15 protein-coding genes are annotated in these 18,817 nt (G+C 69.9%); 6 read left to right on the plus strand and 9 right to left on the minus strand.

What is annotated here, in order from left to right; all coding sequences use genetic code 11:
- The first annotated feature begins 48 nt into the window (after positions 1-48).
- Entirely contained in the window at positions 49-825 is a 777-nt protein-coding gene (locus tag ABFG95_RS09910; RefSeq protein ID WP_059272469.1) for a short-chain dehydrogenase/reductase, read from the plus strand.
- A 13-nt stretch (positions 826-838) separates the two neighbouring features.
- Here ABFG95_RS09910 and ABFG95_RS09915 read toward each other — a convergent pair whose 3' ends face one another.
- Positions 839-1,528, minus strand: coding sequence for an HAD family phosphatase (locus tag ABFG95_RS09915; protein ID WP_049075821.1), 690 nt, complete (start codon positions 1,526-1,528; stop codon positions 839-841).
- 170 nt (positions 1,529-1,698) lie between these two features.
- Here ABFG95_RS09915 and ABFG95_RS09920 point away from each other — a divergent pair, with 170 nt between their 5' ends.
- The 4 genes from ABFG95_RS09920 to ABFG95_RS09935 all read left to right on the plus strand — a co-directional run bounded on the left by ABFG95_RS09920 (position 1,699) and on the right by ABFG95_RS09935 (position 6,701).
- On the plus strand, positions 1,699-2,406 hold the full coding sequence (locus tag ABFG95_RS09920) for a DNA-3-methyladenine glycosylase 2 family protein (RefSeq protein ID WP_336730822.1): 708 nt from the start codon (positions 1,699-1,701) through the stop codon (positions 2,404-2,406).
- Entirely contained in the window at positions 2,403-3,050 is a 648-nt protein-coding gene (locus ABFG95_RS09925; protein ID WP_336730824.1) for a 2OG-Fe(II) oxygenase, read from the plus strand. Before ABFG95_RS09920 ends, ABFG95_RS09925 begins: the two co-directional genes overlap by 4 nt.
- A gap of 92 nt (positions 3,051-3,142) precedes the next feature.
- Positions 3,143-5,785, plus strand: coding sequence for an aconitate hydratase AcnA (gene acnA / locus ABFG95_RS09930; protein ID WP_348995797.1), 2,643 nt, complete (start codon positions 3,143-3,145; stop codon positions 5,783-5,785).
- A gap of 19 nt (positions 5,786-5,804) precedes the next feature.
- Entirely contained in the window at positions 5,805-6,701 is an 897-nt protein-coding gene (locus tag ABFG95_RS09935; RefSeq protein WP_175145011.1) for a GntR family transcriptional regulator, read from the plus strand.
- A gap of 57 nt (positions 6,702-6,758) precedes the next feature.
- Here ABFG95_RS09935 and ABFG95_RS09940 read toward each other — a convergent pair whose 3' ends face one another.
- The 7 genes from ABFG95_RS09940 to ABFG95_RS09970 form a co-directional block, all read right to left on the minus strand.
- Entirely contained in the window at positions 6,759-9,218 is a 2,460-nt protein-coding gene (locus ABFG95_RS09940) for a TonB-dependent receptor (RefSeq protein WP_348995798.1), read from the minus strand.
- 116 nt (positions 9,219-9,334) lie between these two features.
- Positions 9,335-10,288 (minus strand): FecR domain-containing protein, encoded by a 954-nt coding sequence (locus ABFG95_RS09945; protein WP_068950734.1) that lies wholly within the window; start codon positions 10,286-10,288, stop codon positions 9,335-9,337.
- On the minus strand, positions 10,285-10,806 hold the full coding sequence (locus tag ABFG95_RS09950) for a sigma-70 family RNA polymerase sigma factor (protein ID WP_278990551.1): 522 nt from the start codon (positions 10,804-10,806) through the stop codon (positions 10,285-10,287). Before ABFG95_RS09950 ends, ABFG95_RS09945 begins: the two co-directional genes overlap by 4 nt.
- 124 nt (positions 10,807-10,930) lie before the next feature.
- Positions 10,931-13,330, minus strand: coding sequence for a ferric-rhodotorulic acid/ferric-coprogen receptor FhuE (fhuE, locus tag ABFG95_RS09955; protein ID WP_348995799.1), 2,400 nt, complete (start codon positions 13,328-13,330; stop codon positions 10,931-10,933).
- A gap of 134 nt (positions 13,331-13,464) precedes the next feature.
- Entirely contained in the window at positions 13,465-14,460 is a 996-nt protein-coding gene (locus ABFG95_RS09960; protein ID WP_348995800.1) for a FecR domain-containing protein, read from the minus strand.
- A gap of 52 nt (positions 14,461-14,512) precedes the next feature.
- The gene (locus tag ABFG95_RS09965; protein ID WP_049075830.1) at positions 14,513-15,016 is read right to left on the minus strand and encodes an RNA polymerase sigma factor; all 504 of its coding nucleotides are present in this window, start codon (positions 15,014-15,016) and stop codon (positions 14,513-14,515) included.
- A 96-nt stretch (positions 15,017-15,112) separates the two neighbouring features.
- Positions 15,113-15,355 (minus strand): hypothetical protein, encoded by a 243-nt coding sequence (locus ABFG95_RS09970; protein WP_049075832.1) that lies wholly within the window; start codon positions 15,353-15,355, stop codon positions 15,113-15,115.
- A gap of 274 nt (positions 15,356-15,629) precedes the next feature.
- On the opposite strand from ABFG95_RS09970, the gene ABFG95_RS09975 reads away from it, so the two are divergent.
- The gene (locus ABFG95_RS09975; RefSeq protein WP_348995801.1) at positions 15,630-17,726 is read left to right on the plus strand and encodes an EAL domain-containing protein; all 2,097 of its coding nucleotides are present in this window, start codon (positions 15,630-15,632) and stop codon (positions 17,724-17,726) included.
- Here ABFG95_RS09975 and ABFG95_RS09980 read toward each other — a convergent pair.
- Positions 17,719-18,612 carry a prohibitin family protein gene (locus ABFG95_RS09980; protein WP_049075835.1) on the minus strand — a complete coding sequence of 298 codons (894 nt, stop codon included), beginning with the start codon at positions 18,610-18,612 and terminating at the stop codon, positions 17,719-17,721. The two genes, ABFG95_RS09975 and ABFG95_RS09980, sit on opposite strands and share 8 nt — an antisense overlap.
- Positions 18,613-18,817: the final 205 nt, after the last annotated feature.

The following is an 18,817-nucleotide window of genomic DNA, read 5'->3' on the forward strand; positions in this document are numbered from 1 at the left end:
CAACGTCAGGCAGGTCCGCATCGAGACGGACACGACGAGGAGCGACGGATGGATTTGCAGCTGGATGGCAAGCGCGTACTGATCACGGGCGCGTCCAAGGGAATCGGCCTGGCCTGCGCCATGGCCTTTGCGCGGGAAGGCGCCGAACCGATCCTGGCGGCGCGCGACGACGCGGCGCTGCGGGCCGCCGCGCAGGCGATCCAGGCGCAGACCGGGCGCGCGGCGAGCACCCTGGCGGTCGACCTGGCGCAGCCCGGCGCGGCGGCGCGGGTGCTGCAACAGACCGGGGCGATCGACATCCTGGTCAACAACGCCGGCGCGGTGCCCGGCGGCGCCCTGGACCAGGTGCAGGACGAACGCTGGCGCGCCGGCTGGGACCTGAAAGTGCATGGCTACATCGACCTGGCGCGCCACTACTATCCGCTGATGCGCGCGGCGGGCGCCGGCGTCATCGCCAACATCATCGGCATGGCCGGCTCGGCGCCGCGCGCCGACTACATCTGCGGCGCCGCCGCCAATGCCTCATTGATCGCCTTCACCCGCGCCCTGGGCGGCGACGGGCCGCGCCACGGCGTGCGCGTGTTCGGCGTGAACCCGTCACGCACCCGCACCGACCGGGTGCTGACCCTGGCCAGGCAGCGCGCGCAGGCCCGCTGGGGCGATGCATCGCGCTGGCAGGAAACCCTGAACGACCTGCCCTTCGGCCGCCTGATGGAGCCCGAGGAAGTCGCCGACATGGTGGTGTTCGGCGCGTCGCCGCGGGCGGGCTATCTCAGTGGCACGGTGATCGACCTGGACGGCGGCGAGCAATACGCCGGCCGTTGACGCGTCCGGCGCCTCAGCGCGCCGCGGCCCAGCCGGCCAGCAGGCCCGGCAATTGCGCCATGTCGGTGAACACGTGGGCCACGCCGACCTCGCGCAGCGCCTCGGCGCTGCTGTGGCCGTTGGCGCTCGGGCTGTAGCCGAACACCGTGGCGCCCGCCGCCACGCCGGCGGTGGCGCCGGTGACGGTATCCTCGACCACGGCGCAGCGCCGCGGATCCACGCCCAGCGCGCTGGCGGCGGCCAGATAGACGTCGGGATGCGGCTTGCTGCGCGGCATTTCGTGGCCGCTGAAGACCCGTTCACCGAAGCACTCGGCGATGCCGACCTTGGCCAGTTGCAGCTCGACCTTGCGGCGGTCGGCGCCCGACGCCACCGCGATGCGGCCCGACAGCGTCTGGTGCAGGCTGCGCACCGCGTCCGGCGCGCCGGGAATTTCGCGCAGCTCGCGATCGAGCGCGCCATTGCGGCGTTCGCGGAACTGCGCGAACCATTCGGGCGCCAGCGCCACGCCGGTGCGCGCCTGGATCAGGGGCAGCTCGTCGCGCACCGCCTTGCCGGTGAAGATGCGCGTGGCCTCTTCGAAGGTGATGGCCCAGCCCAGTTCGTTCAGCATCTCGGTCAGGACGCGGGCGGTGATCGGCTCGGAATCGACCAGGACGCCGTCACAGTCGAACAACACGGCGTCAAAGGGAAAATCAGTCATTGCGGATGGCGGAAAGGAGGGATCGGGGAAGCCCTAGAGCATACTGCACCGCGCCAACCCGCCCGCGCGGCGGAGCGCAAGCAACGGAGTGTGCGCGGCCGCGCGGTTCGCTATGCTGTATCGCGGCCAGGCCTCCCCTGAGCCGCCCTCCGTTCATTGCACAGCCTTCCATGACGCCACCGACCTCCCCCGCGAAATCCACACCGCCGACAGTCCGCGCGACAACCGCCGCCGTCGATGATGTTCCCGCCCTGTACGCGCGCGCCGCCCGGCACCTGGCGGCGCTGGATGCCGACTGGGCTGGCCATGTGGCCGCCATCGGCCCGTGCCGCCACGCCTCGCGGCCGGCGCGCGATCCGTACGAGGCGCTGGTGCGCGCCATCGCCTACCAGCAGCTGCACGCGCGCGCCGGCGACGCCATTCTCGGCCGCCTGCTGGCGCTGTATCCCGGGCAGGCCTTTCCCGCGCCGCGCGCGCTGCTGGACACCGATCCCGACGCCCAGCGCGCCTGCGGCTTTTCGGCGTCCAAGCTGGCCACCATCCGCGGCATCGCGCAGGCCGCCCTGGACGGCCTGATCCCCTCGCGCGAGGAAGCGCTGGCCATGCGCGACGAAGACCTGATCGAACGGCTGGTGACGCTGCGCGGCGTAGGCCGCTGGACCGTGGAAATGTTGCTGATCTACACGCTGGAGCGCATGGACATCCTGCCAGTGGACGACTTCGGCGTGCGCGAGGGCTACCGGCGCCTGAAGCGGCTGGACCAGGCCCCGTCGCCGGCGCGGATGCGCGCCATCGGCGAGGCTTTCCGCCCGTACCGCACGATCGCCGCCTGGTATCTGTGGCGCATGCCCGCCGCCTCGGCCCCGGCGGCGCCATGACCGCGGCCGACCTCCTGCCGCTGGACCGCTACGACTGGGCCCGCATTCTCGAACAGCTCGATACCGAGGGCTGGGCGCCGCTGCCCGCGCTGTTCAGCCCCGCCCAGGCCAGTGCGCTGGCGGGCGCCTTCGACGATCCTCACGCCGTCCCGGGCGGCGCGGAGGGCGGCGCCTGCCGGTCACTGCCCCCGCCGCTGCCGCATGGCCTGGACACCCTGCAGGACGCCCTGCAGGCACGGCTGGCGCCCCTGGCGCGGAACTGGGCGCGGCGGTTGGGACACGCCGCCCCCGCTGCCACGGCGGCGGGCCCGGCCAGCCTGAGCAGGCTGGGCCGGGACGATTGCCAGCCCCTGCGCCACGCGCCGGACGAGGCAGGGTTCCCGTTCTATCTGGTTGCGTTGCTGTCCGCCCCTGGAGGCGACTTCAGCGGCGGCGAATTCGTCATGACCGAGCAGCGGCCCCGCCAGCAATCGCGCCCGATGGTCCTGCCGCTGACACGCGGCGACGCCGCCCTGATCGCGGCCCTGCACCGGCCCGTGCGGGGCGCCAACGGCGACTACCGCGCCACGCTGCGCCACGCCATCAGCCGGGTGCGCGGCGGTGTACGCGTGGGGCTGTCGCTGCCGCTGTCCGGTCCGTCCTGACGGCCCGGACAGCCGGCCGCCCCCCGCAGCGCGGCGCATGCGGCCGAAAGTTATATTGCATTTTAACAATGCAATATGCAAAACTAGCCGCTATGGACACCCCCGACGACACCCCGCCCCGCCGCACCGGCTTCACGCTGGACGGCGTCGCCTACACCCACATCGACATGGCCGGCCAGTACGGCGCGGACTTCCAGCGCCTGCCGGTGGTGCTGCGGCTGCTGCTGGAAAACGCCTTGCGCAACATGCGCGGCGCCGAGCGGGACGACGCCGTGGCGGCGCTGTTCGCGTGGCTGGCGCATGGCACCAGCGAAGCGGAGATCGCCTTCCAGCCAGGCCGCGTGCTGATGCACGACACCACCAGCACGCCCGCGCTGGTGGATATCGCCGCCATGCGCGACGCGCTGGACGAGGCCGGCATGGACCCGCGCGCGCTGAACCCGGTGCTGCCGGTGGACGTGTCGGTGGATCATTCGCTGGCGGTGCAGGCCTATGCGCGGCCGGATGCGGCCGCCAGCAACCTGGCGCTGGAATTGCGCCGCAACGCCGAGCGCTACCGTTTCCTGCGCTGGGCCTCGAAAGCGCTGTCCAACGTGCGCATCCATCCGCCCGGCACCGGCATCATGCACACCCTCAACCTGGAACAGTTGGCGACCGTGGTGTGCGAACACGACGGCGCGCTGCATCCGGACATGATGATCGGCACCGACAGCCATACGCCGATGATCAACGGCATCGGCGTGCTGGGCTGGGGCGTGGGCGGGCTGGAGGCGCAGACGGTGATGTTCGGCATGCCCACCCTGCTGCGCATTCCCGACGTGATCGGCGTGCGCCTGAGCGGCGCGCTGGCGGCCGGCGTCACCGCGACCGACCTGGCGCTGACCGTGACCCAGCGCCTGCGCGCCATCGGCGTGTCGGGCGAGTTCGTGGAATTCTTCGGTCCCGGCGTCGCCACCCTGTCGGCCGGCAGCCGCTGCGTGGTGGCCAACATGGCGCCGGAGTACGGCGCCACCACCGGCTATTTTCCCATCGACGCGGCCACGCTCGATTACCTGCGCCAGACCGGTCGCGATCCGGCCCACGTGGCGCGGGTGGCCGCCTATGCCGCCAGCGCCGGCCTGGCGCTGGATCCGGCGGCCACGCCGCGCTACACGCGCGTGGTCGAGATCGCGCTGGACCAGGTGGGCACGCGGGTGGCCGGGCCCACCCGGCCGCAGGACCTGCATCCCTATGAACAGACCCGCGCCCTCCTGGCGGGCCTCGGGTTCGCGCCGCGGGCGGCTTCGCCGCTGCCGCGCCATGCCATCGCCATCGCCGCCATCACCAGCTGTACCAACACCTCCGATCCGCGCCTGCTGGTCGCGGCCGGGCTGCTGGCGCGCAAGGCGCGCCGCGCCGGGCTCAAGGCGCCCGCCTGGGTCAAGACCTCGCTCGGCCCCGGCTCGCCCGCCGCCGCCGACTACCTGGCCCGCGCCGGCCTGCTCGCCGACCTGGAGGCGGTGGGCTTCGGCATCGTCGGCTATGGCTGCACCACCTGTATCGGCAATTCCGGCCCCTTGCCCCCGATGGTGCGCGACGCCATGGCGGCCGGCGCCGTCCGGCCGGTGGCGGTGCTGTCCGGCAACCGCAATTTCACCGGCCGCATCCACCCCGACCTGGACCTGGGCTTCCTGATGTCGCCGCCGCTGGTCATCGCCTTCGCGCTGGCCGGCGACGCCGAGCGCGACCTGGCGCGCGAACCGGTGCAGGTCGGAGCCGACGGCCGCCCCGTGTTCCTGCGCGACCTCTGGCCAGACGACGGCGAGATCGACGCGGCGCTGGCGCGCGGCCTGCGCGCCGACGACTTCCAGCGGGCCTTCCAGGCGGCCAGCGCCAATCCGGGCTGGCAGGCCTTGCAGTCGCCCGCCACGCCGCGCTTTCCGTGGGATCCGGCCTCGACCGCGCTGCGCCGCCCGCCGTTCGCGGCGGCCGATCCGGCGAGCCAATTGGGCCGCTATGCCGCGCATCCGCTGCTGGTGTTGGGCGACGACGTCACCACCGACCACCTTTCACCCGCCAGCGCCATTCCGCCCGACAGCCTGATCGCCGACTTCCTGGTGGCGCAAGGCGACGACCGCGATGACCTGAACGTGTTCGCGTCGCGGCGCGGCAATTGGCAGGTGATGATGCGGGCCGCCTTCTACAGCAAGAGCCTGGCCAACCTGCTGTGCCCGGATGCCCCGGTCGGCCACACCGTGCATGCGCCCAGCGGCGCCATCGAACCGATCTGGGAAGCCGCCGAGCGCTACCGCCGCGACGGCGACGCGGTGGTGCTGCTGGCCGGCGAACGCTTCGGCACCGGCTCCTCGCGCGACTGGGCCGCCAAGGGCCAGCGGCTGCTGGGCATCCGCGCGGTGCTGGCAGTCAGCTTCGAGCGCATCCACCGCTCGAACCTGATCGGCATGGGCATCCTGCCGCTGCGCCTGCCGGCGGGCGTCACGCCGCACCGCCTGGCGATTCAGCCGGGCGACCGCTTCGAGGTCGATTGTCCGCCGCAGCGCCTGGCGCCGCGCCAGCCGGTCGCGGTGCGGCTGTTGCGCGCCGACGGCCGCGAGCAGGCCCTGCAGGCCACCGCCGCGGTCGAAACCCAACTGGAGCTGCATCTGCTGCGGATGGGCGGCGTGATTCCGGCTATCCTCGCGGATACGCTTGGCGCCGCGACCTCGGCGCCGTCCGAGACGGCCCCGCCGGGCTGAGTCCCACTTTGCATTCCCCATGAGCGCGCAGACCCACACCGCCAGCAAGATCCTGGAGCTGATCCGGCAGGACCGCCTGACCGGCGGCGCGCACCTGAGCGCGCAGAAACTGGCCGACCGCCTGCGCCTGTCGCGCTCGCCGGTCAATGACGCGCTTGGCCTGCTGGAGCGGCACGGCATCGTGGCGCGCAAGCCCAACCGCGGCTACTTCCTGCAGCTGGACCACGAGGTCCTGGCGCGCACCTGCGCGGACCTGGCCCCGCCCGCCGCCGACGACGTCGTCACGCAAAGCTATTTCCGGCTGGCCGACGAACTGCTGCGCGGCGCGCTGCCGATGCAGTGCAGCGAAGCGCTGCTGCGCGCCCGCTACGCCCTGACGCAGGCGCAGACCCAGGCGCTGCTGGCGCGCGTGGCGCAAGAAGGCTGGGCGCAGCGGCGCCCCGGCTACGGCTGGGAATTCTCGTCGATGATGACCACGCCCGACAGCCTGCTGCAGTCGTATCGCCTGCGCCTGGCGCTGGAACCGGCCGCGCTGCTCGAACCCACCTACCGCATCGACAAGGCCGTGCTGGCGCGCTGCCGCGCCGCCGAACGCCACCTGCTCGACGGCGGCATCGACAGCGACAGCGCCGACCAGTTGCACGAACGCGGCGTGCGCTTCCACGAGTCGCTGGTGGAGGCCTCGGGCAACCCGTTCTTCATCGACACCATCAAGCGCGTCAACCGCGTGCGGCGGCTGCTGTCGTACCGCTCGATGCAGGACCGCAGCCGCTATCGCCAGCATTGCGAGCAGCACCTGGAAATCCTCGACCTGCTGGAGCGCGAGCGCAACGAAGAGGCCTCGCAGGCGCTGGCCCGGCACCTGCGCAGCACGCTCGACAACCTGGCGCGCATCCGCGGCATCCTCACAACCTAGGCCGCCGGCGGATCAAGCCGCTACGCGCGGGCCGCCTGGCGGCCCGCCGCGGGCCCCTCAGAAGTCCATCGACGCCGACAGCATCAGCGTGCGCGGCACGCCTTGCGAGATGGTGCCGTAGGACGCCACGCCCGACCAATAGGCGCGGTTGAACACGTTGACGACATTGGCGCGCAGGGTCACTTCCTTGCCGTCGATGCGCGTGACGTAGCGCGCGCCCAGGTCGAACGTGGTCCACGAGGGCACCGACTGCGTGTTGGCCTGATTGACGTATTCCTTGCCGGTGTGGATCACGCCGCCGGTCAGGGTCAGCCCGGCGACCCAGGGCGTATCCCATTCCGCGCCCAGGTTGGCGGTGAAGCGCGGCACGCCCACGGGCTGGTTGCCGCGCGTGGCGGGGTTGCTGGTGCGCGTCAGCTCGGCGTCCAGGAAGGTCACGCCGCCCAGCAGGCGCAGGCCGCGCAGCGGCTCGCCCGACAGGTTCAGTTCCACGCCGCGGTTGCGTTGCTCGCTGTCCGCCGCATACACGCCCCCCGTCAGCTGGCCGCTGGGCTTGGTGATCTCGAAGGCGCTCAGGGTCAGCATGGCGCTGTCGAAATCGACCTTCACGCCCACTTCCTTTTGCTTGGACTTGTACGGCTTGAACACCTGGCCGGCGTTGGTGGCGGTGGCCGGCGCCACGTCGCCCTTGCTCAGGCCCTCGATGTAGTTGCCGTAGAACGAGACGTTCCGCCACGGCTTGAGCACCAGGCCGGCCAGCGGCGTGATCGCGCTTTCGTCGTAGCTGAGGGTGCGCGCGCCCGTGACGCCATTGAAGTTGCGTGACTCGACCCGCTGCTGGCGCGCGCCCAGCGTCAACTGGACCCGCTCGTCCAGCACGCTCAGCGTGTCGGCCAGCGCGAAGCCGCTCAGGTCCGAAGACGACACCTTGGGCACGCTGGCGGGCGCGGCGATGTCCTGCCGGGGCCGCGTCACCGGGTGATAGATGTTGGACGACAGCGCCGTGCCGTTCACGCTGGCCTGGGCGTTGCGGTCGCTGTACAGCGTGCCCATGAAGGTGATGGCATGGCGCACCGGGCCGGTGTCCAGCTTGGCGCGCAGGCCGGCGTTGTAGGTGCTGCGATCGACCTGGAACTTGAAATGGTTGGGGGTCACCCGCGTATCGCCGGCGGCGTTGACGAGGGTCGGCGTCTGGTCGGACAGGCGGTTGATGGTGGTGCTCGAGCCGCCCGCGTCGGCGAACACCGTCAGGCGGTCGCTGATGTCGTACTCGACGCGCAGCAGCGCGGATTCGCCTTCGGACTTCCACCAGCTCCACGGCTGCGTCGCATTGCGGCGGCCGTCCGGCGCGTCCGGCACGCGCAGGCCCGCCGCCACCAGGAACGGACGCGTGGGCGCGTCGATCTTCTCGTTCTGGATCAGCAGGTCGAGCGAGGCGCGCAGCTTCTCGCCCTGGTAGTCCAGCGACAGCGCGCCGATGTCGGTGCGCGAATGCAGGTTGTCCAGCGGCGTGTCGCCCTGGCGGTGCAGGCCGTTGACGCGCACGCCCCAGGCGCCGTCGTCACCGAAGCGCCGGCTCAGGTCGACACGGCCGCCGAACTGCGACGCCCCCGCGTAATCGGCCGACACCCGCGTCAGGTCCTGCGGCAGCGAGCGCTTGGGCACCATGTTGATGACGCCGCCCACCCCGCTGTTGGGCGACATGCCGTACAGCAGCGCCGCCGGCCCCTTCAGCACCTCGACCCGCTCGATGTAGTCGGTGAACACGTGGTAGTTCGGCGCCACGCCATAGACGCCGTCGAAGGCGATCTCGCCCAGGTTGCCTTCGCCTATCGGAAAGCCGCGGATGTAGAACGAGTCGGTCACGCCGCCGATCTGGCCGGTGAAGCGCACCGAGGAATCGACGTTCAGCGCGTCGGCCAGCGTCACCGCCTGGCGGTTGGCCAGCAGGTCCGAGGTGTAGTTGGCGACGCTGAACGGCGTATCCATCACATCGCGGTTGCCCAGCAGGCCGAGCCGGCCGCCGCGCGCCACCTGGCCGCCCATGTACGCGACCGGCAGCGCCGAAGGATGCGCGTCCGCGCCCGTCACCACGACGCTCGGCAGCAGCGTGGTCTCGCCCTGCGGCGGCAGCTTGCGCAGCGAATAGGCACCGCCGCCCTGCTCCGCCAGCGCGTAGCCGGAGCCCGACAGCAGCCGCGCGAAGCCCTCGCGCACCGTGTAGACGCCGTTCAGGCCGTCACTGTGCTGGCCCGCCAGCAGGGCCGGATCGAAGGACAGCGGCACGCCGGCGGCGGCGGCGAAGCGGGCCAGCGTGTCGCCCAGCGGGCCGGCGGGAATCGCATAGGGCTTGCCGCTCGCCGCGCTGACGGCATCGGCGGCGCGCGCCGGCTGCGAGGCCGCCGACGCCAGCGCCAGCGCCACGCCCAGGCCAAGGGCGCGCACCGCGGCCCGCGTGGACGACGATGAGGTCCGCGCGCGGCGGACGGACAGGGAACGGGAGTAACGGCTTGCCATGAGGGATCCTTCGTGGGCGGGGCATCGCGGTCGCGCCGCGACGATTCACCCGGTACACCGGACGAAGGCCGAAAAAGTGTCAGGGACTCGGCGATTAATTTGTAACGGCCGCGCCCTCAGCGCGCCGCCACGGTGACCCAGTACGGCGTCATGCGCTGGATCCGCACCGGCAGCGTCTTCTCCAGCAGGCGCAGGCCGGCGTCGATGTCGTTCAGGGGAAAGGCGCCCGACACGCGCAACTCGGCCACCGCCGGATCGCAACGCAGGAAACCGCGGCGGTAGCGCGCCAGTTCCGCCACCAGGTCGGCCAGGCGCCAGTTGCGCGCGGCCAGCATGCCGTCCTCCCAGGACGCCAGCGCGGCGTCGGCGGCCGACTCGGGGCCGATCCGCTGCGCGTCGAACACGGTCTGCTGTCCCGCCTGCAACACGCGCTGCGCGTCGCTGGCGGCCGGCCGGATCGCCACCGCGCCGTCGAACACCGCGACGCGGATGCCGTCGCGCTCGTCCCGCACCATGAAGCGCGTGCCCAGCGCCTGCACCGAGCCCTGCGCGGTGCGCACGATGAACGGCCGATGGACCGGCGCCGGGTCCTTGCCGGTGGTCAGCAGGATCTCGCCCGCGCGCAGCCAGATCACGCGCTGCTCGGCGGTGTACTGGATATCGACGGCGGTGGCGGTGTTCAGCAGCAGGCGGGTGCCGTCCGCCAGTTGCATGCGGCGCTGCTCGCCGGTGGCGGTGCGCGCATCGGCGCTCCATTCGTGCCACGGCAATGCGCGCCAGGCCAGCCAGGCCGCCGGCCCCAGCAGCAGCAGGCCCGCCACGCTGCGCAGCGCCTGGCGCCGGCCGGGCCGCTCCAGCTGCCGCAGCGTGCGCGCGCCCAGATCGGGCGGCACCTGTCCGAAGCTGCGCAGCATGTCTTCCACCCGGGCCCAGGCGGCGGCATGCGCCGCGCTGCGGCCGCGCCAGCGCTCGAAGGCGGCGCGGTCCGCGGCCGACAGGGTCTCCGACTGGAAGCGCACCAGCCAGCCGGCGGCCTCTTCCAGGACCGCCGTATCCGGGGTGGCGCTCACGCGGCGCCCCCCTGGTAGGCGATGAGGCAGGCCGTCAGCGCTTTTTGCATGTGGCGCTTGACCGTGGCCAGCGACACGCGCTGCGCGCGGGCGATATCGGCATAGGTCATGCCGTCGAATTGCGAGGCCAGGAAGATGGCGCGGGTCTTGGCGGGCAGCGTGCGCAAGGTGGCGTCGATGGCGTACAGCGTTTCCAGGATCAGCGCCCGCACTTCCGGCGACGGCACCTCGCGCGGCGGCAGCTGCGCGGCCGCGCATTGGTAGGCGTCTTCCAGCGCGCGGCGGCGCCAGTGGTCCACCACCAGGCCCTTGGCGATATGGGTGAGCAATGCGCGCGGCTCGTCGCCGCCGCCGGCGCGCACCCGCGCCGCCATCAGGCGCACGAAAGTGTCGTGCGCCAGGTCGGCGGCATCGAACGAGTTGCCGAGCTTCTTGCGCAGCCAGACGGACAGCCAGCCGTGATGCTCTTGGTAGATCCGCGTAACGGCGTCGGTGGGCAGGGATTCGGTCGAGGACACGGCGCGGCTCGCGGTGGAATCTAAATGGGAATTATTAATATTTTATCCCATTCCGGATTCCCGATTCCCCGCTCGCCACGGAGACGCGAATGCCGCGCAGGCACGGCATTCACCCCCGAAACCGCTAGAACGTCGCCTTGAGGTTGAGGAACACATTGCGCGGTTCGCCGTAATACACCTGATTGGCCACGCCGCCCAGGTAGTACTTCTTGTCAAACAGGTTGTTCACGTTCAATTGCGCCGACAGGCGGGAATTGAAGTCGTAGCGCGCCATCAGGTTGAACAGCGCGTAGGCCTTCTGCTTGGCGGTGACGCTGCCTTCGTCCAGCTCCACGTTGGTGTAGGTGCTGATCTGCCAATTGACGCCGCCACCCAGGGTCAGCTTGCTCCACGCGCCCGGCAGGCGATAGGTCGTGAACAGCATCGCCGTGGCGCGCGGGCGTTCGGTGTTGACCGACACGCCATGCACGTCGCGGCTGGTGTAGTACGTGCCGCCCAGCGTGGTGTTCCAGCCCGGCGCCATCTGGCCGGTCACTTCCATCTCGATGCCGCGCGTGGTCACGCCGTCGGCGGTCTTGTAGGCGCTGTCGGTCGATCCCGGCACGATGTAGCCGGCGTCCGGCACGCCCGTCTTGCTTTCCTTGACCTTGAACAGCGCCAGCGATGCGTTGAGCCTGCCGTCCAGGTACTCGCCCTTGACGCCCACTTCGTAGTTCTGCCCTTCCACCGGATCCAGGTAATTGCCGTTGCGGTCGCGATAGTCCTGGGGCTGGAAGATGTCGGTGTAGCTGACGTAGGCCGAGTAGGTGCTGTTGATGTCGTACACCAGGCCGGCGTAGGGAATCAGGCGCGAGTCCTTCTGGTCGCGCGTCGGGGAGCGCGATTGCCAGGTCGCGTAGCGGCCGCCGGTGATGAGGGTCAAGCTGTCGTTCAGCGACCAGCGCGCCGCGGCATAGGCGCCGCGCTGATGCGTCACGGTGTCGCGCAGCGTCGAGGTGGTCCAGTCGGGCTGCGGATACTTGCCATCCCAATCGTAGAACGAGCCCGTGTCCGGCATGGCGCCGGCGCGGCCATAGCTGTAGAAATCCTCGCTGTAACGGCTGCGCATCGCGCCCAGCACCAGCTCATGGCGACGCCCCAGCAACTGGAACGGCCCCTTGACCTGCAGGTTCAGCGCGGTCTGCTGCGCGTAGGAATTCCAGTAGCCGGGCAGCGCGCCCAGGCCGGCGCCGGTTTCCCGGTCGGGCTGGCCGTACAGATACAGCAGCTTGGCGTCGTACTTGCTCTTGCGCAACGACCAGTCGGCCTTCGCCTCCCAGTCGTTGTCGAACCGGTGCGTGAGCGAGGCAAACGTGGTGCGCTGCGTGGTGTGCCAATAGGTCCAGTCCGCCGCGGTGGTCTTGGAGCGGCGCCAGTCTGTGGGCGTGCCGTCGCTGAACACCACCGGCAGGCTGCCCCAGGTGGTGCCGCGCGGCCGTTTGTCCTGCGAGTCCATGCCGACGCTGAGCGTGGTCGACGGCGTCAGGTCGGCATCGATCACGCCGTAGAACACCTTCTTGTCGGCGTGATACAGATCGATGTAGGAGTCCTTTTTCTGGTACAGCGCCACCATGCGCGCGCGCACCGTGCCCGCCTGGTTCAGCGGCGTGCTCAGGTCGAGCGAACTGCGGAACTGGTTCCACGAGCCGGCGCCGACGTTGACGGAACCGGTGAATTCGCGGCTGTTGGCATGCTTGCGCACCAGGTTGATCGAGGCCGACGGATTGCCCGCGCCGGTCATCAGGCCGGTGGCGCCGCGCACCACCTCGATGCGGTCGTAGATGATGGAATCATTGTCCGACTCGCCATACATCGACAGGCCGATCGTGGTGGGAACGCCATCGTATTGCAGGCTGTCGATGTAGAAGCCGCGCGACCAGAAGTCGGTGCGGTCGCTGTCCTCGGCCACCACCTGCACGCCCACCACGTTGCCCATCACCTCGTCCAGCGAACGCAGGTTCTGGTCCTCGATGCGCTGGCGCGTCACCACCGTGACGGACTGCGGCGTTTCGCGCAGCGACAGCGCCAGCGCGGTGGCCGCCGACGTGGCCGGCGTGGTGTAGGAACCCGATCCCTCTGTCACCGCGGGATCGCCGGTGCCCAGCACCTTCACGGGCGACAGGCTGGCCACCTCCTCGCCCTCGCGCGTCAGCACGATGCTGTCGCCCTGCCAGCGATACGACACGCCGGTCCCCTGCAACACGCGGGCCAGCGATTGCTCCGGACTGCCGCTCATGCGCAGGCCCGGCGAGCGCAGACCAGCCACCAGCTCGGGCGCGTAGAACACACGCTGACGAGTCTGCGCGGCCCATTGCAACAACGCGTCGCCCAGCGGCATCGGAGCGATGTCGACGGCGACCGCGGGCGTCTGTGGCTGGGCCTGGGCCGCGCCGCAGGCGCCGGTCGCCATGGCCAGCGACAGCGTCAGGGAGGAAAGGGTAAAGCGGGGCGTGGCGCACGGGCGGCGCCTGGAAGGAGCATTCACGATCAGCAGCGGTTTCGGTTCGACAGGAAAGTCCCTTCGGGGGGACGCGGCGCGACGCGCCTTCCTGGGTAGAACGATGCCGCCGCGAAAAAACCTGAATGCCGGGCCCGATTATTTTGTAACGGCGCAAGCGTCTAGCGCGCCGAGATGTCGATGGCGCCGTCCGCCGCCGGCGCCAGCTTCACCGGCGCCACCGCCGGCAGCGCTTCCAGCAGGGCCTCGGGGCGATCCAGGCTGAACGAGGCCGAGACGCGCAAGCGCCCGGTCTTGCTATCGGCCAGGCGCAACGGCGTAGCCAGGTAGCGGTTCATTTCGCTAACCACCTCGGCCAGCGGCGCATTCTTGAACACCACCCGGCCCGACTGCCAGGCCAATGCCGTATCGACATCGGCGGGCGCCGGCACGCCGATGGCGCCGCTGCCGGGCACGCGGATGCCGTGTCCGTCGCGCAGCACCGCCAGGCCGAGATTCCACCAATGGCCGCCGGTGACTTCCACCGTGCCGGATCGCACCAGCACGGTCACCACGTCCTCGTCGCGCCGCACGTCGAACACGGTGCCGGTCACACGCACGTCGCCGCTGCCGGCGCGCACGATGAAGGGACGTTCGGCCTCCGGGCTGACGCTGAAGAGGATTTCGCCGCCTTGCAGCTCGATCTCGCGGCGGCCCGCGTAAAACTTGACCTCGGCCAGCGTATTGCCGTTGATGTCGAGCACGGAGCCATCGGGCAGCGTGACCTGCTTGCGCTCGCCCCGATCGGCGCCCACCACCATGGTGTAGGTAGGCGCCTCGCCCGGCAGGCTCCACCAGGTGACCAGCGCCACCAACGCCAGCGCCGCGCAGGCGAAGGCCATGCGCAGGGGCGCCGTGATGCGGCGGCGGGAGGGACGGGCCGGCACCGCGCCGCCCAGCAGATCGCGCACCCGTTCGCGCGGCAGTTGCCCGGCGACCTGCCCCAGTTGCTGCATGCGGTCGAACTCGCGCGCCGCGTCCGGCTGCTCGCGGCGCCAGCGCGCAAACGCGCGCCGCTCGCGCCGCGTCATGTCGCCCGAATGCCAGCGGGCAAACCACCAGGCGGCGGTGGCGGGCTGGCGCGGATCGTCGGCATCGCGGGAAAAGGACTCGGTCATCGTCGGCTGTCGCCCGCGTCGTGGCGCGGAACTGGAGTGAAGGAAGACTGCGTCACGGATTGTGTTCGCGCAGGCGTTCCCGCACGTGTTCGATCGCTCGCATGACGTAGCGTTCAATCATATTCTTGGACAGGCCCATGTAGGTGGCCACCTCGGCCTGGGTCCAGCCCTCGATGCGGTTCAGCACGAAGGCCTGGCGGCACTTGGAGGGCAGCTCGGCCAGCACCCGGGCCAGGTCATCGGCCAGGCGCGCCGCGCGCACCGGCGCTTCGGGGTCGGCCTGCACGGGTTCGTCGTGCTCGCCCAGCTCATCCAGCGGCACATGCTGCTCGCGCCGCTGGCGCCGCCAGCGGTCGATCAGCCGATGGCCGGCAACCTGGAACAGATAGCCGCGCGCCTTGGCCGCCACGCTGCCGTCGGCCCGGAGCAGGTGTTCGATCGCATCGTGCGCGGCATCCTCGGCGTCATGCCGGTTGCCCGAACGGCGGCTCCAGGCGCCGATCAGCTCGTCATAGCAGGCAAGCCATCCGGGGCGGGGCGAAGCGGGGCGGGACATGGAGCGATCCGGTGGCGTAGGGTGGCGACGCTGCGGATTTTACAAACAATTCTCATTACCGCAAGCCCGCCGGGCCGGCCCGCCCGTGTCCGCGCCTCAATAATCCATCGGCACGTGGCTCTGCGCCGCGCGCAACTCCTGGATGTGCCGCTCGGCCTCTTCGCGCTCGACCGCCGGCGGCAACGCGCGCCAGCTCACCATGTTGCCGGGCGCCTTGGCCGGCATCCAGCCCAGTACGCTGTACAGCGTGATCGCGGTGCCGCCCGTATCGAACCGCGTTTCGTAGTAACCCTGCCGTTCCGGCGTCGTGTCGCCGGACACCCATTCCAACTGCGACATCCTGTCTCCCTCTTGATCCAGCCTGTATTGAAGCCGCGGGCCCGCGAGGTCCGCGTTCGATCGTATAGCGTTGCCTGTCTCCTGATAAGCGCACGATGCGCCCGCTTTTCAATTCTTGACAGAGGGGAAACCCCAGGATTTTTCCGAAACGCGATTGCTAAATCGGGAACTCAGGCGCTAGGATGCAGCAAAGGATTCTTACAAACCGGGGCGGGCGACACGGCCGCGCCCCGGCAGACCCCTCTCGGTAACGGGCTTTTTAGGGCAGACCGGTATGCCGACATCCCGCTTCATGCGCTATCCGAAAGATCGGCTGGCGGCACTGGCCAGCGCCAACGCGCTACGGGCCATCCGCGAAGGCCTGCTCTGGACGATGCCATGCCTGCTGGTGGCCGCGCTGTTCCTGGTGCTGTCGGTGCTGGCCCGCCAGTTGGGGATGCCGGCGCCGGTGGCCGAGATCCTGGCCGCCGTGCATACCCGGCTCAACGCCGTCATGCCGATCCTGGTCAGCACCTCGGTCGGCTACATGATGTCGATCCGCTATCGCGTGCCCAACCTGCCGGCGGCATTCCTGTGCCTGTCGTATGTCGTGATCGCCGAGGGACTGCTGGCGCCCTACCCGCACGCCGCCGCCACCCTTATCCTGTGCATCGCCATCCTGCTGCCGCTGGGCAGCGTGCCCCTGCTGGCCTGGCTGCACCGGCGCCACTGGACCCGGCTGGCGCCGGACGGCCTGATCGGCGAGAACGTGCGCGGCACCCTCAACATGGTGATACCGGGGGTGCTGACGGCGGGCGTGGTGGCGCTGGCGGTCAGCGCCCTGCTGCGGATTCCGGGCGTGGCGCAGTTCGACATCCCGCTGGACCTGGCCTCGCTCGAAAGCCCCTTTACCACCGGGCCGGTGACGGCGGCGTTGAACTCCATCTTCTGGTTCTTCGGCATCCATGGCTACCATGCGATGTCACCGGTCATCGATGTGCTGGACCAGGCCACGGCGCTGAACGCAGCCAGCGCCGCCGCCGGCTACGAGGGCATGTATGCCCTGAACGGCACGCTGCTGGGCGCCTTCGTCTTCATCGGCGGGGCCGGCGCGACGCTATCGCTGGTGGCCGCCATCCTGTTGTTCTCGCGCAGCGAGTCGCTGCGTCTGCTGGCCCTGGCCAGCATTCCGGTGTCGCTGCTGAACGTCAACGAGATCCTGCTGTTCGGCCTGCCGCTGATCCTCAATCCGCGCCTGCTGCTGCCGTTCATCCTGGCGCCGGTCTGCAATGTGCTGATCGCGCTGGCCGCGGTGCAGGCCGGCTGGATGGCGCCGGCCAGCGTCACCCTGCCGCTGACCTCGCCGGTGCTGCTCAACGCCTATCTCGGCGCCGGCGGCCACGTCGGCGGCGTGGTGCTGCAGGTGTTCCTGATCGCGCTCGGCACCTGCATCTACGCGCCGTTCGTGGTGGCGCTGGAGCGCCAGCGCAAGGCGGACGCCACCGTCTACTTCAAGTCGCTAGACACCACCTTCCCGCGATTGCAGGAAGAATCGCTGCTGTTCGCGCACGACCCGGTGGTGTCCACCTATGCCAACCGCGCGCGCCGCAGCGCCGAGATTTCGCGCATCCGCGCCATCAGCGAATACGACTTCTATCTCGAATACCAGCCGCAGGTGTCGCTGCGCAGCGGCCGCTGCACCGGCTGCGAGGCGCTGCTGCGCGCCACCGGCCCGGAAGGCACGCAACAGGCGCCGCTGGAATTCCTGCGCTGGCTGGCGCAGGCCGACCTGATGCGCGAAGTGGATCTGTGGGTCGCCAAGCAGGCCGTGCTGCAATGCCATGCGTGGCGCAAGGCCGGATTCACCCTGCCGCTGACCGTCAATGTGACCAGCGGCACGCTGACCTCGGAGTCGTACCTGGACAAGCTCGTCAAGGTGCTGGAGCAGGCCCGCGGCCAGGTGTCGGTAGAACTGACCGAGGACGCGCTGGTGGAAGACGCCCAGGCCCTGCACACCGCCTTCGACCGGCTGCACGCGATCGGCTGCAAGGTCTACATCGACGACTTCGGCACCGGCTATTCGGCGTTGAGCTACCTGCACCAGTTCGAGATCGACGCGGTCAAGATCGACCGCAGCTTCGTGCTGGCGCAGGCCAGCGAGCGCGGGGCGCAGGTCATGAGCGGTCTGCTGCGCTTTTGCGAGGCGCTGGACCTGCGGATCATCGTGGAGGGGGTGGAAACGCCGGCGCAACTGGCGGCGCTGGAATCAAGCGCCGAGATCATCGTGCAGGGATGGGTCTACAGCAAGGCGCTGTCCGGCGACGCCATGATGGCGTTCGCGCGGAGCCGGCAGCCGGCCCCCGCGCAACGCGACAACGCCGCGGCTATTTGATGCCGATGAACGGCAGCGCCGCGCCCGGCACCTGGGTCGACGGCAGCACGCCGTCCCATTTCTCGACCGCGTTCAGGCTGACCAGATTGGTGTTGGCGGCCAGCGCCTCGGCCTTGGCGCGGATCGACGCGGCCTCGGCTTCGCCGCGCATGCGGATGCCGTCGGCCTCGGCGGTGAACTGCTGGCGGCGCGCGTCGGCTTCCGCCTTGGCCTTGACCACCTGGATCTCGGCGTTGATCATCGCCGTTTCCTTCTGCTGGCGGGTGGTCTCGATCTGCACCTGCGCCAGCATGCGCTGTTCGATCGAGTGCTCGTAGGCCTGCGAGAAACCGACTTCCTCGATCTGCACGCCCACCACCTGCACCGGCGCGCCTTCCATGGTCTTGAGCACGGCGTTGTTCACGTCCAGGCCCAGCTTCTGGCGTTCCTGGATGGCGCGCACCGCGGTGTACTGGCCGAACACGTTCTTGACCGCGTCGGGCGTCTTGCGTTCGAGCACGCGCATCTGCAGGTTGCTGATGGTGCCGTACTCGGAATACAGCTCGGCCACGTGCTCGGGCGGCACGCGGTAGGTGACCGACACGCGCAGCGTGGCCGGTTGCTGGTCATAGCTGTAGGCTTCGAGCTTCTCGAACACGAAAGTGTGGTCGCGCACCGATACCGTCATCACGTTGTCGATGAAGGGCGTCTTGAAATCCAGGCCCGGCTCGGACACGCGCACCAGCTTGCCGTTGCGCAGCACCACGCCGCGTTCGCCCTGGTCCACCTGGAACCACGAACCGAACGCCAGGCACAGGATCAGCACGAACAGCACGCCCGTGATGATGGCCACCTTGAGGCTGCGCGGTTTGACGGACTTGACGATCTGGAGGTCGGTCGGCTTCACTTTCAGTCCCTTTCTGATTTGTTGCGTTTACGATCCGAGAGCACGGCGGCGATGCCGCGCGCAAGTAAATAGGCGACCACGGCCGCCCCCACCAAGATCAGGAAATATCGCATCTGGCATTCCCCCCCGGAATAGAAGCGAGCGATTCTAGCCCGAGTCAGCGGCGTGAAAGGTTACGGTTGTTGCAATAGGAAAAACCGCTTGC

Origin of the sequence: Achromobacter sp. HNDS-1, from assembly GCF_040084795.1 — a bacterium.
Classification (GTDB): Bacteria; Pseudomonadota; Gammaproteobacteria; order Burkholderiales; family Burkholderiaceae_B; genus Achromobacter; species Achromobacter ruhlandii.